The 15717-nt window shown below is 40.2% G+C and carries 22 protein-coding genes; 3 read left to right on the top strand and 19 right to left on the bottom strand.

All coding sequences use genetic code 11. From position 1 onward, the window contains the following. Positions 1–18 precede the first annotated feature (18 nt). The 11 genes from LNM86_RS00735 to LNM86_RS00785 all read right to left on the bottom strand — a co-directional run bounded on the left by LNM86_RS00735 (position 19) and on the right by LNM86_RS00785 (position 9027). On the bottom strand, positions 19–297 hold the full coding sequence (locus tag LNM86_RS00735) for a hypothetical protein (protein ID WP_241438017.1): 279 nt from the start codon (positions 295–297) through the stop codon (positions 19–21). Beyond that, entirely contained in the window at positions 294–1025 is a 732-nt protein-coding gene (locus LNM86_RS00740) for an antA/AntB antirepressor family protein (protein WP_241438018.1), read from the bottom strand. The genes LNM86_RS00735 and LNM86_RS00740 overlap by 4 nt, the downstream gene beginning before the upstream one ends. A 586-nt stretch (positions 1026–1611) precedes the next feature. After that, complete coding sequence (locus LNM86_RS00745) at positions 1612–1962, bottom strand: head-tail joining protein (RefSeq protein WP_241438019.1); 351 nt, start codon at positions 1960–1962, stop codon at positions 1612–1614. 1 nt (position 1963) lies between these two features. Further along, positions 1964–3040: a major capsid protein gene (locus LNM86_RS00750; protein ID WP_241438020.1), complete on the bottom strand. Its 1077-nt coding sequence runs from the start codon at positions 3038–3040 to the stop codon at positions 1964–1966. A 12-nt stretch (positions 3041–3052) separates the two neighbouring features. Beyond that, positions 3053–3421 carry a head decoration protein gene (locus LNM86_RS00755; RefSeq protein WP_241438183.1) on the bottom strand — a complete coding sequence of 123 codons (369 nt, stop codon included), beginning with the start codon at positions 3419–3421 and terminating at the stop codon, positions 3053–3055. Beyond that, entirely contained in the window at positions 3418–3798 is a 381-nt protein-coding gene (locus LNM86_RS00760; protein WP_241438927.1) for a hypothetical protein, read from the bottom strand. Before LNM86_RS00760 ends, LNM86_RS00755 begins: the two co-directional genes overlap by 4 nt. After that, entirely contained in the window at positions 3681–4748 is a 1068-nt protein-coding gene (locus LNM86_RS00765) for a S49 family peptidase (RefSeq protein WP_241438021.1), read from the bottom strand. Before LNM86_RS00765 ends, LNM86_RS00760 begins: the two co-directional genes overlap by 118 nt. Then, the gene (locus LNM86_RS00770) at positions 4741–6294 is read right to left on the bottom strand and encodes a phage portal protein (protein ID WP_241438022.1); all 1554 of its coding nucleotides are present in this window, start codon (positions 6292–6294) and stop codon (positions 4741–4743) included. Before LNM86_RS00770 ends, LNM86_RS00765 begins: the two co-directional genes overlap by 8 nt. Continuing rightward, entirely contained in the window at positions 6294–6542 is a 249-nt protein-coding gene (locus tag LNM86_RS00775) for a phage head-tail joining protein (protein ID WP_241438023.1), read from the bottom strand. Before LNM86_RS00775 ends, LNM86_RS00770 begins: the two co-directional genes overlap by 1 nt. A 3-nt stretch (positions 6543–6545) precedes the next feature. Next, positions 6546–8474, bottom strand: a complete 1929-nt coding sequence (locus LNM86_RS00780; RefSeq protein ID WP_241438024.1) for a phage terminase large subunit family protein — start codon at positions 8472–8474, stop codon at positions 6546–6548. Beyond that, complete coding sequence (locus LNM86_RS00785) at positions 8467–9027, bottom strand: hypothetical protein (protein ID WP_241438025.1); 561 nt, start codon at positions 9025–9027, stop codon at positions 8467–8469. Before LNM86_RS00785 ends, LNM86_RS00780 begins: the two co-directional genes overlap by 8 nt. A 93-nt stretch (positions 9028–9120) precedes the next feature. Here LNM86_RS00785 and LNM86_RS00790 point away from each other — a divergent pair, with 93 nt between their 5' ends. After that, on the top strand, positions 9121–10167 hold the full coding sequence (locus LNM86_RS00790; RefSeq protein ID WP_241438026.1) for a Fic family protein: 1047 nt from the start codon (positions 9121–9123) through the stop codon (positions 10165–10167). Positions 10168–10223: 56 nt separating this feature from the next. On the opposite strand, the gene LNM86_RS00795 is transcribed toward LNM86_RS00790, so the two are convergent. From LNM86_RS00795 to LNM86_RS00810, 4 genes are all read right to left on the bottom strand, one after another. Continuing rightward, positions 10224–10502 (bottom strand): hypothetical protein, encoded by a 279-nt coding sequence (locus LNM86_RS00795; protein WP_241438027.1) that lies wholly within the window; start codon positions 10500–10502, stop codon positions 10224–10226. After that, on the bottom strand, positions 10499–11218 hold the full coding sequence (locus LNM86_RS00800) for a Rha family transcriptional regulator (protein ID WP_241438028.1): 720 nt from the start codon (positions 11216–11218) through the stop codon (positions 10499–10501). The genes LNM86_RS00795 and LNM86_RS00800 overlap by 4 nt, the downstream gene beginning before the upstream one ends. Before the next feature lie 556 nt (positions 11219–11774). After that, positions 11775–12356 carry a hypothetical protein gene (locus LNM86_RS00805; RefSeq protein ID WP_241438029.1) on the bottom strand — a complete coding sequence of 194 codons (582 nt, stop codon included), beginning with the start codon at positions 12354–12356 and terminating at the stop codon, positions 11775–11777. Positions 12357–12359: 3 nt separating this feature from the next. Beyond that, positions 12360–12680, bottom strand: a complete 321-nt coding sequence (locus tag LNM86_RS00810; RefSeq protein ID WP_241439032.1) for a hypothetical protein — start codon at positions 12678–12680, stop codon at positions 12360–12362. A gap of 349 nt (positions 12681–13029) precedes the next feature. Between LNM86_RS00810 and LNM86_RS00815 the strand changes: the two genes are divergently transcribed. Continuing rightward, positions 13030–13212, top strand: coding sequence for a type II toxin-antitoxin system HicA family toxin (locus LNM86_RS00815; protein WP_241438030.1), 183 nt, complete (start codon positions 13030–13032; stop codon positions 13210–13212). Positions 13213–13232: 20 nt separating this feature from the next. Further along, positions 13233–13655 carry a type II toxin-antitoxin system HicB family antitoxin gene (locus tag LNM86_RS00820; protein WP_241438031.1) on the top strand — a complete coding sequence of 141 codons (423 nt, stop codon included), beginning with the start codon at positions 13233–13235 and terminating at the stop codon, positions 13653–13655. A 3-nt stretch (positions 13656–13658) separates the two neighbouring features. On the opposite strand, the gene LNM86_RS00825 is transcribed toward LNM86_RS00820, so the two are convergent. From LNM86_RS00825 to LNM86_RS00840, 4 genes are all read right to left on the bottom strand, one after another. Further along, positions 13659–14201 (bottom strand): hypothetical protein, encoded by a 543-nt coding sequence (locus tag LNM86_RS00825; RefSeq protein ID WP_241438032.1) that lies wholly within the window; start codon positions 14199–14201, stop codon positions 13659–13661. Between the two features lie 9 nt (positions 14202–14210). Continuing rightward, positions 14211–14663 carry a single-stranded DNA-binding protein gene (gene ssb, locus LNM86_RS00830; RefSeq protein WP_241438033.1) on the bottom strand — a complete coding sequence of 151 codons (453 nt, stop codon included), beginning with the start codon at positions 14661–14663 and terminating at the stop codon, positions 14211–14213. Positions 14664–14886: 223 nt separating this feature from the next. Beyond that, positions 14887–15153, bottom strand: a complete 267-nt coding sequence (locus LNM86_RS00835; RefSeq protein WP_241438034.1) for a hypothetical protein — start codon at positions 15151–15153, stop codon at positions 14887–14889. A 150-nt stretch (positions 15154–15303) separates the two neighbouring features. Continuing rightward, positions 15304–15609: a hypothetical protein gene (locus LNM86_RS00840; protein ID WP_241438035.1), complete on the bottom strand. Its 306-nt coding sequence runs from the start codon at positions 15607–15609 to the stop codon at positions 15304–15306. Between the last annotated feature and the right edge of the window lie 108 nt (positions 15610–15717).

Consider the following 15717-nt stretch of genomic DNA (forward strand, 5'->3'; position numbering starts at 1 on the left):
GGAGGGGATATGTTTTACTTAAGCAACCTTTTTAATAGGGTTTTCCCAATTCGGCTGGTAAGCTTTTAAAAAAGGATCTATCGTTGCGGGAAACTCTGAAGCTCCAAAATCTGTAAGAACTGCTAGAATCTTTGTAATATTTGGCACGTCATCTTGAAGTTTCAAAATCAAAGCTTTTTCTACAATGCCCATAACCTCAACCAGTGCCTTACAATCTTTATCTCCAATGCCTTTATGGTTAGAAAATTGAGACAACGCTATCCACAAATCACATAAAAAATTGGTATCTACTTTCATTGTACACCTCCATGGATTTGTTCTCTTAAGCAAGCCAATCCTCTAGATGTGATTTTTGTTGAAGGGAGCACCTTTTCTGTACCATCCGGTCTTTGAATAGTAATAGCAGGGCAATCCATCAAACCTTTTTTGATTTTATCTTGATAAGGTAATAAAGGAGCACTCGGAGCCCGTCGATAGACCCAATCATGTTTACGCAAATAATCGGTTAAGTCCTTTGGTCGTATTTCTAACATTTTTGCAGATTCAATAAGACCAAACAGACCATCAGAGCGTTTCAAGCCATCAAGTGCCTTGGCTTTAGGCTCTAACTCGGCAATCACATGGTCTTTCTGCTCGATTTGGCTTTGTAAGTGATTCAAGAAACCAATCATTGCTTGTGGACTTGAATAATCAATCTGTGGTGTTGCTACTTGCTTTGCAAGTTTTTCACATTCGATAAAATACTCTCTTGCTTGGTGCCCTTTGTCATTACGCTCGATCATCGAAAGATGTTTAGCCATGTCTAAAGTTAGGTAGTACTCTTTTACTTTTCCACCGTTTTCTAAATTTTTAGAAAGCGTTACAAAGTCTTTGTTTTCTCGAAACTTACATTCTTTTATGCGATTTTTAATCCAGTCTGCAAACTTTGATGTGATGTTTAAAAATGCATGCAACTCACGTGCGTTGACCGTTTGAACAGTTTCCTGATCAATGGTTTGTTCTTTAATCTCTATAAGTGTATTCATAATGAATTCCTTGATGTTAGACGTTTTTGATTGACACTCTAAAAGAGCGCCGGGTGCTCAAAAACACGGCATCAAGTCCGTCGTTATGCTTTCCCCCTAAGGGTATTGTATAGCATAACCACACCCGACAAAGCTATTATATGCGTGTAGCATATAATGAGTCAAAGCTTTTAAATTGCGGAAGACTGATTATTTCGGCAACCAATCCGCTTGATGTTTTAAGGTGTTTTTGAGGCACCTGATTCGAAAATATATATTACAGAAATAATGTCAAGTATCTTTCGATAATTTTTTAATATTTTTTGCTAATTTGATCTTTGATGCCGGGCGCTCAAAAACACGGCGTACAGTCCGTCGTTATGCTTTCCCCGCAAGGGTATTGTATAGCATAACTACACCCGACAAGCCATTATATGCGTGCAACATATAACGAGTCAAAGCTTTTAATTGGCGGAGAAAAGATTGTTTCGGCAATCCATCCGCTGTGTATTTAAGGTGTTTGTTAGGCACCTGATTCGATTATTCATATTCCCATAATCTTGTCAAGCAGTAATATAAGATTTTTTAAAAATGATAAGAGGGTTCTTTATTTTACCTCCCTTAAAATAAGCTTATACATACCGGATTCAGAGGCTTGGACATCTGTGACAATGAAGCGCTCTTGAGTTGTCTCTTCAGTGTTTTCAGGGGCGAGCACCACGACATTATCCTCAGCTTTTGGTGGCAATCCGCCAATATCATTGATACAAAGATCAAGTTCTTTTCTTGGAATTGTTGTTGGTATTCTGCCACCAGCATCCGATTCAGAATGTTTGATGCCGTAAATCGCTGTAATCCGAAAAGATTGCTGGTTATCCTTTCGCGTATAGATGACGGGCTGCCCAAAGGTGTTGCGTACCTCTTTTACCATTTTGTTAAGCAGCCCGTGCCATCGCATGTTATTTCCCTCCAATGACGGCTTTGAACAGCATTTCAGGACGTGTGCAAATGTAAAGCGGATAGCTGTAAACTTCAGGCTTTACCCATGCATTACGGTCATGATCGACGATTAGCATCGTGTAGAGAGGTTTTCCCACCGTGTTGGCAAAATCTAAGCTTTCACCAGGTGCAAAGGTTTTCTGGAATACACCAGGCGCATTAACAGGAAAGAATTGACATTCATCAGGCTTAATTCCTATCGCACGCTTTGTTCCAGCCTTTGCACTCACATTATAGTTATGAATACTGCGATAATTGATAAAGGTCACACCCGCAAAGTCAAAACTACCAAAGCTCCCTGAGCCAAGAGCACTTGGTGTTGCAACGCCTCCTGCGCTATTGAGTGTCTGAGCTAAGGCTGTGTTTAAATAGGTTTCACGAATGGTTTTATGGTTTTTTAGTTTGGAAAAGAATTCATTCCCACAAAGTCCAATAATCCGTGAACGGTCAGAGAATGCTCCTTTTGAAGCTTCAATCATTCGCATAATGACCTGATCAACATTATCAGCAACATTGGTTGTTTCATTCTCCAGTTTAAAGTCAATTGGCTTTGGTGGGGTAATTTCCCATTCCTTATACCAATCGACAATCACCGAACCATCAGCATCAAGGACAACACCTTGAACAGCACCAAGCTGCATGTTTTCCCATGTCAATTCGATTTCAGAAATCAGTTTCTTTTGTTTTCTGGCAATATATTTCATTGCCGTCTCTAACTGATCTTCTGTGCCAAATTCACGCCGGTTTTGGATTTCTTCTGATTTCACAGTATCACTTTTGGCAATACGGGTTGTTTTGAAAAACCGAAGATTACGACTGTCTCTGTCACCTTCTGCTAAAGGGGCTCCGCGTTCGCTGGTTTGAATAAGCGAAAATGTATTATCACGCCGTTCAATACCAACCACTGTGGTGCTGGTTTCAACTTCTTCAAAAAGATTGAGAGAGCTTACAAGACCCGGTTGAAACTCATAGTTTTCAATGGCTTTCATCATTGTAATGCTTGAGAAAGCATCATGTTTAAAAAAATTCATATCCATGTGCGTATTCTCCTATCGCAACAGAATTTTATTGTTGTCTTCTAAAGACTGGATAGCTGCCATTTTTTCTTGCTCCAGTATTGCATCGGGCCATATCAGTTCCGAAGCTTTTACAGTACTCAAACGCGCTGTAATGACGGCACGTTGTTCTTCACCTGTTGCATCAACAGTGGCATAAGAAATCCCTGCGGGCACCGCACTGCCATCAGATGCTGCCGGATTAAGAGGGACATATTTTCCCGTTTTTGTTATCTTTCCCATGACAGTCCCAGCCTCAATGAAGGCTCCTGATGCAAACACCACTTGTTCATTTGACATGTCAGGGTCGTAGCGCCCAAGATAAGCGCCATTGCGAACATCTTCATAAATAATATGACTCATTTCATTGCCTTCCAAATTGATTGCCATTTTGCATGAATTTTTGCCTTGCTTTCTCCATCAGTATGAGGAACATAAGGCGATAGTTTTAAAGAGGCGCTTTGCGAGCTAGCCTCCGTCAAGACGCACTGGCGTGCTTTCTCGATACTCATACCGTTTTGAATAGCCTTTGCGGCATCAAAAGAAACCCCTAAGCGCTTTGCTTGCCTTTCAAGGGTTGTCAGTGCTTGAGCGCGCTTTCTTTCTTGTTCAAGGATGGCTTTTAGGTTTTCGCGTTTGTCCTCATTGTCTTCATCCTCCTCTTCGTCTTCGTTGTCGTCAAAGATTTCGGCGTTTTTATCGATGTCGTGATCATTTTCATCCTCTTCTTCATCGCGGATGTCGACAATCTCTTCATCTTCTTCTTGTTGGGCGCGGTATTGTGTGCGTGCCATGTGTTTTGTCCTTCTTTTGCTGTTACAGTTGGGGTTTGTGAGATGAAATCCGTTAAGGATTCCAAAGCTTGCGCAAGCGTGCCTTGCGCATCTGCTAATCCAAGCGTGATAGCTTGGGTGCCTATAAAAGTTTCTGCCTTTGTGTCACGGATTGCATCAGTATTCAGGGGTCTGTTTTGTGCTACCCAATCGACAAACATCTCGTAGAGCAGGGCGCAATCTGCTTGCATTTTGTTAAGCGCAGTATCAGCCAATGGCTCGTGAGGATTACCATGAACCTTGTGGTCACCTTCAAAGACAAAGGTCCATTTAAACCCCTGTTTTTCATCCGCGCTTGATTGGTCAAGATGCGCACAAACCACCCCAATTGAACCGACAACGCCTGTGCGAGCTACCCATATTTGTGAAGCGGAACAGGCAATGGCATAAGCAGCAGAGCAGGCAAATTCATTGGCATGCGCCCAAATTGGTTTCTGATGGTGTTTTGAGAGTGCTTGGAATTCTTCAACCAAATCAAACACCCCACCGGCTTCTCCACCACCACTGTCAATATCGAGTAAAACAGCTCGGACATCAGGCTGTTTAATGGCTTCACGAAAAGAGGCGCTTAAGCCTTCATAAGAGGTTAATCCTGAGAGCGCACCAAGCCATGCACCGCGGCGCACCAGTGTGCCATGAACCGGTAGGATGGCAACATTATTGCGCACCATGTAACTCTCAGGTGGTTTGAAAGATGCGCTATCCCCTTGCAAGAAAGCCTGAGGGGCAAACTTTTCTCCTGCAAAAAGACGCGGTGCAAGAGCATTAAGAATGACATCAAGCTTTGTCGAGGCAAGCATATGTGGAACACCAAAAAGCCGTGATACTAAAAACGGCATGTCAAGATTATTAGTCATTTTTGTGCGCCTCACTGCCTTGGTTGCTTTCATAAGTCTCAGACGGATCTGAATCTGTGAAATTCGTCGTTTGGTTTTCACCAGAAGGTGCCGCCATATCGGTATCAAAAGATAACCCCCGTGCACGAGCATCGGTGTGTTCTTCCTCAAGTTCGGCATGGATGCTGTCGATATCAAAACCCCGTTCGGCAAGTGCCATTCTTCGTGTTTTTAAACCGGCGCGAATTTCTTCTTTTTCCGCCGAGATATCTTTGTTTGGATCAATCATTTCAAGCGGGGGTGCAAAGCTTTCACATTGAAGCCATGGCAAGGGATTTTCTTCCCATCCTGGTAATTCTACGCATCCAGCAAGGACAGCCATTTCCACAAAGCGCTCCCAGACAATGCGGTTGAATTGAAAGGCAATGATATGTTCGCGCCATTGTTTGACGTGACGTCTAAACTGAATAATGGAGGTGCGCACATTGGAAAAATTACCCCGCGTAACGTCTCCAGTGACAACGGCATAAGGCATATTGAGAGCCGAGCAAATTCTCATAATATTGCGAAATTGAAAGGCTTCATAGGAACCACCAACCTCAACAGGATTTGAAAATGTAATTTGTTTGTCGCCATCCACTATGTTAACCGAGCCAGGGTGAACTTCATGCTCCTCTGGTGCCTCTTCAATTTTCTTTTGCGGCTTCGTTTGTTCACGATTTTCCTCTAACTCCGCCTCATGAGATTTTTCGCCTGTAATAAACACCGCAAAAAGAGCTGCTGTTCTTTTTCGATCAAGTTCCGCATCATCATAGGATTCCAATTGAAAGATCTTTGTCATACAGCGTGTTATTTTAGGAGAACCGCGCAATTGTCCGGCAATACGGCGCTCTTTGATATGCAGAACCATTCTTGCGGGTACACGCACGCGCTCTTGGCTCTCAAATACTGTATTTGAAGGGCAATTGTCATAAGGATGGTGTTGCCAAAAATGGTAAGCAACACGCTTGCCACTGGCATCAAATTCAATACCCATACGAATGTAATTGCCTTCAATTTCCGCAGGTCCATTGTAAGTGAGGTCCAGCATTTCGGTTGGATAGATTTGTAATTGAAGAGGCACCCCAGAGCGTCCATAAAGGTCAACATAATGCAGTCTTACAAAACATTCACCGGTTAAAAAGACTTCTCGTGCAATTGTTGCTTGCAGACCATAAAAGCTCGCATCTTCATCATAATCTGCCTCATCAACCCATTGCCACCATAAGTCTAAAAGCTTTTTCTTTTGTTCTTGAAAGCCTTCAATACGAGGATAGGGTTTAATCCCATCACTCACAGCTGCGGAAACCCATTCTTCTGTTGCCGAGCCATAAAGAGATTCATTGTCATAAAGCCATCTTGAACGAGCAGTAATGGTATCACCGCATTCTTCAATTGCTTTATTGATGTGTTTTTTTGCGGGGTCAAATCCACCCATGCGACGGCTTTTGCTTGCAGCCTCAAAAGGCGGATTGTGTTGACGAGAAATTTTAAAAAAGTCCGCAACTTTATTGATAAAGCCAGCCATTAATAGCCTCGTGATATATTAAAATAGAAAACACGTGAACGCTTGCGTCCTTCAAGGTTTTCTATTTGTGTGTTCAGCATCTCAAGTGCTCTGCGAAGTTCCTCAACAGAACGGTTGCTTACTTGCTTATCGCCATGGCGCACGGATTGCGCTCCCGAATAAAGAGCCTCTTCAATTTGTTCGCGTCGCCTTTTTAAACTTTCAAGTCTCTCAGTTTTGCTGTTTATTTGCTTCAATTCTTCATCCACAAATTACCTCCAATCTCCTCGCATATAAGGATTTATTATCGTTCTGAATTGCTTCCTTTGAGGTTGTGCTGTCTGCGTTCTTTTGGGAGAAGTGGATGAAGAAATCCCTGATGTTGGCTGCTCTAAAGAAGCGTCAACTTTAAGTTTTTCCAAACGCTCTTCTAAGATATCGACTTCCAGGTTAAGGTTTATTCCTGCCGAAATTAGCCCCTGTAAAGCGGCATAAGCATAAACCCTACAATCCAAAGCCTCGTTTCTTGCTTTCTCACTTTTTTGCCATTCAATGCGCTTGAAGCCTTTAAAATATTTGATGACTTTTCTTTCAGCCGTGAGCTGGTCAAAATATTCTCGATCAAGGCTTTTATGAAAGTGTGTTGCACCAGCCCCCGATGCTTCAGGACCGGATTTTTTTAATCGTGCCGTGATAATATCTTTTGCCGCATCAACACCAACAATATAGAGATTAATCTGTCCTTTATTGTTTCTGCTTGGACGGCGTGGCCATACCGCACGCCATCCCGCCTGTCCCTTAATCCCCCAGATGCGTCGTCCTTCACGGGGGCGTACATAATTGTAAACGGCTTGTGTATGTCCACCACCGGTATCAATACAAGCCGCTGTTATTCTGATGCCATCTTTGTAACCAGGGTGTGACCAACGTCTTGCCAGATATTCATCCAGTTGGTCCCAGACTTCAAAAGAAGACGGATCACCAGGAATGATGTGATAATCAATGTGCCAGCTTTCTTCACCACGCCCCCATCCAACCACTTCAAGCTCTAAGCGGTCGTTTTGCACATCGATGCCGGCGGTCAATAACACGGCTTGCGGCGGTGCAATGGGATAATCTTCGCGTTTTGCATAGAGGCTATCAGGATCAACAACTTCACCTGTTCTGTCCTCCCATGGCTCTCCAAGCACTGTATTAACAAAAGGTTGCAAAAGCGCTGGATCATCTTTCGCTTCTAAAAACTCTCTTGCGCATTCTCCCCACGTTAGCCAAGGTGAATAGAGTGCCGAAATATGATAAGAGCGTAAATTCGGTCTCGTTGATTCACTCGTAGGAACCCAGCACGCGCCTCTTTCCTCACTCATAAGATCGGTTTTTCTGTGCTCGGCATGTTCATGACCACAATGGGCACAAACAAAAACAGCTTTTTCGGGGGCTCCTTTCGGCCACTTGATTTGCGACCAAACAATGGGCTGTAGAACCCCACACTTATCACAAGGGACATTGTAATATCTTTGATCACCAAGCACGAAATCTTTGGCAATACGGCTTGTGTCACGGTGTGTTGGCGTGGACAATTTAAAAATCTTTCTCTGCACAAAGGTTGAGGTACGCTTTTCGGCAATCATCACAGGATCACCTTCGTTATCCACACTGAGAGGATAGGCATCAACTTCATCCAAAATCAGATAACGAATAGGCATGGAACGCAAACCAGCAGCACTGTTTGCTCCTGTAAGCATCAATGCTCCCCCATCAAATTCTTTCGAAAACATTGTATTTCCGCTGTCACGTGCACGGGCAGGGGCAATGCGTTCACTTAAAACAGGGCTTGCCATAATCATTGGATCAAGACGCGTTTTTGACAGTTTCTTCGCGGTCTCGACAGTAGGCATTACATAAAGAGCGGGTCCCGGACTATAGTGAATAGCATAACCGCAGAAGTTCAATCCTGCTTCAGACATTCCAATTTGCGCTCCTTTCATGACAATTGTTGTTTCAATTGGCATGTAAGAGGAAAGGTTATCCATGATTTCGCGCAAATAAGGGGTACGCTTTGTCCTCCATAATCCAGGCTCTGCACTTGCTACGGTGCTAAGGTATCTATTCTTATCCGCCCATTGCGAAACCGTGTATGGTGGATCTGGTTGTCGTGCGTCATTGGCATTGGCGAAAAATTCTTCGATTGCATTTTCATCCATTATTCGTTTCTTGCAAGTTTTCTAACTCAGGAGAATGAGGATCATGAAAAGGCACTGGAATGTTAACTGCTTCAAGCAAAGCTGTTCTCATGTAATAATCAATGGCACCAATAAGGCTAGCCGCATCACATCCAATTTGTGCTGCAATGCTTGCACCGAAACGGTGAGAAAACTTCAACATGGCATCACGGTGTGCTCTTCCAAATTCACGTGCCGCCTTTTTCATTTCTTCACGGTCAACCGTTGTTTCGCGTAACTTTTCTAGAGCAATCTTCTCTCTTTCAAGCGCAACTTGCATTCGCTCCAATTTGATCTCAAATTCATTGGCTGCTTTTGCGGAATCCTGTTTAATTCGTGTAGATTTCTGATGAGTTTTCTTAGTAGGATTCTCATTCCATATCGCTGTTGCAAGAGCTTCATTGACAGAACCATCTTCAAAAAGAGCAGCATCAAATTTGCCTGTTTTTATTCGAGAAACCACCGCATTATGCGACACGCCCATCTTCTTGGCAAAAGCGCGAACCGAGAGACCCTCACGATGCTTTTTGTTCATTCAAAATTTCTCCTTGCCTTCTTCTATGCCCTAAGAAGTAAGACGGCGTTATGAGTAATTGACAATCAGGTATAATCGGGTATATATTCCGGTATGCAAACAGACACACTTCAAATTACACAAGAATTATTGAATCTCATTACTGAGATTGATGAATTTAAAGGTGCATGGCGCGCTCTTGGTACTCTTGCACCTGAGCGATTGAACGCTCTTCGTCATATTGCTACTGTTGAAAGTATTGGATCTTCTACGCGCATTGAAGGCAGCAAATTAACAGACCGTGAAATTGAACAGCTTTTGGTAAATTTAGAAATTCAACACTTTAAGAGTCGCGATGAACAAGAAGTTATAGGCTATGCCAAGGTTATGGAGACAATCTTCCAATCTTGGAATGATATTCCTATTACAGAAAATCATATAAAACAACTTCATCGTGATCTTTTATGCCATAGCGATAAAGATGAACGACATCGAGGTGAATATAAGGTTTTGCGCAATGATGTAGCAGCATTTAATTCTCAAGGAAAAATGGTTGGTATTGTTTTTGAAACAGCCACACCATTTGATACGCCATATCGAATGCAAGAGCTTATTGCTTGGTTTAATAAAACCAATGAATTGAAAAATCTTCACCCTTTACTTACGATTGGTATTTTTAATGTCACTTTTTTAGCTATCCATCCTTTTCAGGACGGAAACGGACGTTTAAGTCGTATCTTAACCACTCTACTTTTGTTACAAAAAGGTTATGTTTATGTACCATATTCGTCACTTGAAAGTATTATTGAGAATAATAAAGAAAATTATTACTTAGCTTTGAATCAAACTCAAAAAACAATTTATACTAAAACACCTAATTGGCAGCCTTGGATACTCTTTTTTTTACGTGCTTTACAACAACAAAAACGCCAATTAGCTATGAAAATAGAAAGTGAAAAAAATGCTCTTTTTTCCTTATCTGAATTGGCTCTTAATATTCTTGATTATGTCCGTGATCATGGACGCGTTACAACCCGTGATATGGTGCGTGAAATTGGTGCAAGCCCAAACACACTTAAAGCAACCTTTACATCACTAGTTGAAAAAGGTCTTTTGATACGTCATGGTGGTGGACGATCAACTTGGTATAGCTTACCTTAATTTTATTACCTTATTGATACCTCCCCACTTTTGAAGTGGGAAGGGATATGTTTTACTTAAGCAGCTTTCACAACAGGATTTTCTAAACTTGGAGCATAAGCTTGCAATAATGGATTCATGATATGCGGTAATTCTGAAGTTCCAAAACCTGTAAGGACTGCTAAAATTTTTGTAATATTTGGCACGTCATCCTGAAGTTTTAAAATCAAAGCTTTTTCTACAATGCCCATGACTTCAACCAGTGCGCTACAGTCTTTATCTTTAATGTCTTCACAATTGACAAACTGAAACAAATCCATCCACAAATCACATAAAAAATTGGTATCTACCTTCATTGCACACCTCCATGGATTTGTTCTCTCAAGCAAGCCAATCCTCTAGATGTGATTTTTGTTGAAGGAAGCACCTTTTCTGTACCATCCGGTCTTTGAATAGTGATAGCAGGGCAATCCATCAAACCTTTCTTGATCTTATCCTGATAGGGTAACAAAGGAGCACCTGGAGCCCTTCGATAGACCCAATCATGTTTACGCAAGTAATCAGTTAAGTCCTTTGGTCGTATTTCTAACATCTTTGCAGATTCAATCAAACCAAACAGACCATCAGAGCGTTTTAAACCATCAAGTGCTTTTGCCTTGGGTTTTAACTCTGCGATTATGATGTCTTTACGTTCATTTTCGTTTTTTAGATGTGTTAAGACACCTAACATCACTTGTGGACTTGAATAATCAATCTTCGGTGAGACTGCCTGTGCTTCCAATGCTTGCCAACGATCTATGATTTTAGCTCGTAACGCTGTGCTGTAACCTGAGACGAGAATTAAACATTCGCGTTTGGGCAGGTGGTAACAAGGACGGTTTTCACCTTTTGCATCAACGTAAGTACCGATAAAATCAACCGGCTCAAATTTGAGCTCGTTAAATATTTGCTTAATATCCCTCATTACATTCTTATGCTTTTTACCACATAACTCAGCAATCTCATGACTAGACATAGTCTGAGTGGTAGCACTATTAACAGTGCTTTCTTTAATTTCTATAAGAGTGTTCATATGAACTCCGTACGATTAGATGTTTCTTAATGACGCTCTCAAAGAGTGCCGGGTGCTAAGAAACACGGCGTACAGTCCGTCGTTATGCTTTCCCCGCGAGGGTATTGTATAGCATAACCACACCCGACGAGGTCATTATATGCGTGTAACATATAATGAGTCAAAGCTTTTAATTGGCGGAGAAGAGACTGTTTCGGCAATCTATCCGCTGTACATTTAAGGTGTTTCTTAGGCACCTGATTCGAAGATATATGTTACAGAAATAATGTCAAGTCTCTTTCGATAATTTTTGTCTTTAAATAATCATATATTGTACAGTGTACATATTGAAATCGTTATTTATCAATGTGTTATGTGTACAATGTACAGTCAATTTGAAAAGTTCTAACGCTAGCGATAGTTCGCGCTGTCCTGCCCCGCAACACTCCCAACCCGCTGGAAAGTACCTTTTGCATTGATTTTATTGTATTTTTTCTGGAAAAACCAAAATATAAGTGATAATTTGCTTTAAAAATTACAATTAAAGTGAGTAGTGTGTTTACATAGCTTAAGAACATTATTTCTTTTTCTTATTAGCGGCATATTCTTGACGGTCAAGTTGTCTCTGGATATTTTTGATTAACCTCTCATTCGCATATTGTGTAATAGTATTTGCAATTTCTGGCTTGGACATTACTCTAGCAATTGAGGGTCCTTCTTGTTTTGCAATGGGGAATTGATCACCATCGGCTCTTTGAAAAACATTATTGCCCATTTTTAATTCAACACGCTTTGGAAAACTCCCACCTCGAATAAAAGCATGAGGTAAGATTTCTTTTTTGCCAAACATTGTGTAGGTCACACCATGTTTTGTTTCTCTTGCTTTAAAAAATTTAAGAGGTATCGGTGTTCCAGAGCCAATGATATCTGTCTCGAGAAGCTGTGCTGTAGCCTTGCCTTTAATATAAATACCTTTCTTGATACGCTTTGATTTTGCTGATGTAAGTTCAGAAACTTTCTTTTCGGCAAAGCGCTCCACTTGTTTTGCTGCGGTATTTACAGCATTACGCAAAGCCCAATTAAGGCGTGGTGCTTGAAGACTTGTAAAGGTATCCTTTGCTTGTTGAAGATACCATTTTTGGTGAATAATTAATTTCAACTTCTAAGCCTTTTTTGGAGTAGATGTTGCTGTCTTAGAAACTTTAGATGTTTTGGTTTGTTTGGGTGTGGTTTCCTCTACCACTGGTTCAGTTGATGTTTGGACATTTTCATTTTCTTCTTTCTCAACCTTTTCACTTGTCTTATCAGGCTTTGCATTTGTTTTGCTTTCAACAAAAGGTTTTGCAGCATTGGCACGCTTAAGACGAGCATAGACCTGATTAGAAATTTCAACAAAAGGGGTATTTTGTGTAGAAGGTTCAAAACGAACGGTGCTTTTATTGTCGCCAACGACACAGATTGGTTTAGTGATGACAGCTTTCATTATTGCTCCTTTTGAGGAATGATTTAATGACATCATGCGTCAAATATTGATGTTTACACTGTGAAAAATGGACAAGCCAGAATTACCAAGAAAACCGGGCTCTTTAGCCATGTTTCAGGTATATATTTTACTAACTTTTTGGGGAATATTTTTGAATTTTAGACGCAATACGACTAGTGCAGTATTGTCATTAAATAGGATTTTTTACACGATGTCAACAGAAAAAATCATCATCTAGTATTTTTTTATTTTTTTGATCAAAATCTGGTGTTTTTAGAAAGCGTTATTTATTTTCCTTAAATACAACATTTGTGTTGTGTTAAAACATTTTAGATGTTATATTATTATAATGAACAGTCAAGAATTGAAAAGATATCTTACAAAGCATGGTTGTAGTTTTACTGCAGGGAAGGGTGGACATTTGCTTGTAAAGCGCGGTTCTAAAAAGTCTGTTTTACCTATGCATGGTACACGTAAAGAATTAGGAACAGGATTAGTTCAGAAGATTCTTAAAGATCTTGGTCTAAAATAAGCTTGAATATGGAGGTGCAAATGAAATATGCAATAAAATTTATCAAAGATGACAATGATACTCTTCTTGTCATCTCTAAAGATTTTCAGGAATTTATTACCTACGGTAACGACGAAAAAGAAGCTTTAGAACAGGCTAAAAATGCCCTTTTAACAGTTATTATGGGGCGTTTCCAAGATCGTGAAGTTGTTCCTTTGGGAGCGTATGATGCTATCTATCCTTTTGTTGAAGTCTCTTCATTAGTGACTTTAAAAATTGCAATACATAACGCTATGATTGAAAAAAACTTACGTAAAGCTGATCTTGTACGTCTTTTAGAACTTCACCCAATACAAATTGATCGATTGTTGGATTTAAATCACGCAACAAAGTTAGACGCTTTAGAATCCACTCTTCTTACTCTTGGAAAAGAAGTTACCATTCATATTCAAGATGCCGCTTGACAACTACCGGTTTTGCACAAAATGTTTGTGAAGTGCATCAAGTACAATACAGAGTGAATTAACAAGATGCGGTAGCATTTGATCTTCTATAACAAGATATTGTAATGCGGCATAAAAATTGTGTTGGCGATATAGATATTGTGCTTCTTTTATTGCCTCTTGCATATTTAAAAACCGCTCTGTAGTAAGTTTTACCCATTTTTCTCTTGCACCATCATCAGAAGTTGTAGGCATTTCATCATAAACAGCATTAGGTAACGCTTTTGCACAGAGGTAATTGTTTTTCACTTCAAGATATTTTTGTGCAGCCTCATACTGATCTTGAGTAAGTTGACCTTGTAAATAAAGCCGCCCGATATAGGTACCAGCAAGTGGATTTTTGGCATCTTCTATGGACAAACCAAAGCGTTTAGCACGCATTTCTATTGCCAATTGATCAACAGGTTCACGCGGTGTTTTTGCTCTTGAGATGCGTCCATTTGGTTCTCTTACACATCCCTTAATTCGGGGACGCCCACGTTTTGCTCGTTTCTTTTTCTTTGTCATATTTTTCAATCAGAATGGAATAGCATCATTGACAGGTTTTCCATAATCAGCAGCTCCTGAAGTAGCAGCATAACTTTGAGCAGTGACCGGTAAAGGGGTAGGGGATGCAGGTTGGTCTTTCTTTGCATCAAGTAAATACAATTCACCTTTGAATTGTGGCAAGACAATCTCTGTTGCAAGATGTTCACCACCATTTCTATCTTTCCATTTGCGGGTTTGTAATTTACCTTCTACATAGACCTTTGAACCTTTATTGAGATATTGAAGAGCAATTTTTGCCAGATGTGGATTAAAAACCACAACAGAATGCCATTCCGTTTTGTCGACTCTTTTATTGGTTGCCTTATCAGTATAGCTCTCAGAAGTAGCCATACGAAAATTGACCACCTCAGTACCATTATTCATTGTTTTGCTTTCGGGATCAGCCCCCAAATGCCCAATTAAGATCACTTTATTCAGCATGTTTTTTTACCTTAAATTTGCACCTTTTTTATACATATAAAATTTTAACATGATTTGTATATTTTTTTTCAATCAATTCAAAAGGATATTATTGTTTTTTAACATATTAAATTATGTTTTATAGCACTCTTTAAAATAAAGATCGATTGATACAGGTGCATGGTGTATAGTATCAAGTTCTAAGAGTTAATATCTACTCTGTCCTAAACCCCACTTAGCTTCTCTAGTTTTTAAGCTTTTCAAAAGACAAAACTTCTATATAGGTTTTGTAGTTCTTATGGTAACCAAAATATCGCATACCATCGTTTGTTTTAGTTAAATCCAAAAACCTGCAAGATCTTCTCATACTTTCAGTTAAATCGCAGACAATATAGCAAAATCCAGGAACATTTTGAGATGGTGGTATTGGACATCCATCCACTGTGAAAGCCTCACCTTTACGAACTTTTTCTAAATAATCAAAAACATGCGTAACTGGGCTTTTATCCATTGGGTCTATTTCATTTTCTGTTGGTTGTTCGATATTTACGATTATAATGGATTCAATCAGTTTTTATAAAACCATTATTTTTTTTCAGATGGACATCAAACATATCAAGGAGAAAGTTAGTATTTCCACCCGATTGAGGTGTTAATTTGTTCACTGAATGCTCCTGTTAATTTCATCTATGAGGGGCTCAATGTTGAGAACGCTTCTAGGCACAGCACCACCATATAGCCATGCTTTCACTTGCGCTTTGGTACTGTAATCTGCGTTTTCTGGTATTTCATGATATTGCCCACCATCAAATTCCTCATATTCTCTTGCGCCATCTTCGTATTCATAAAGGTTATAAAAATACTCTGTAACCCCTAATCCCCATGGGGCATGCCCTCTTGCTGTTGCAACAAACTTTTTTTGCGGTTGTTTACGCCTTGTTAAGAACAAATCTCTAAAAATTCCCATGCTTTTAGTCCATAATTTTACCACTTGGTCTATTTGCCTCAAAAATGACCGTACAGAGCGTTTTTTAATTTTTATGCGGTTGTTTATCAAAAAATCTTTAAATCGTTT

The organism is Bartonella machadoae (genome assembly GCF_022559585.1).
Classification (GTDB): domain Bacteria; phylum Pseudomonadota; class Alphaproteobacteria; order Rhizobiales; family Rhizobiaceae; genus Bartonella; species Bartonella machadoae.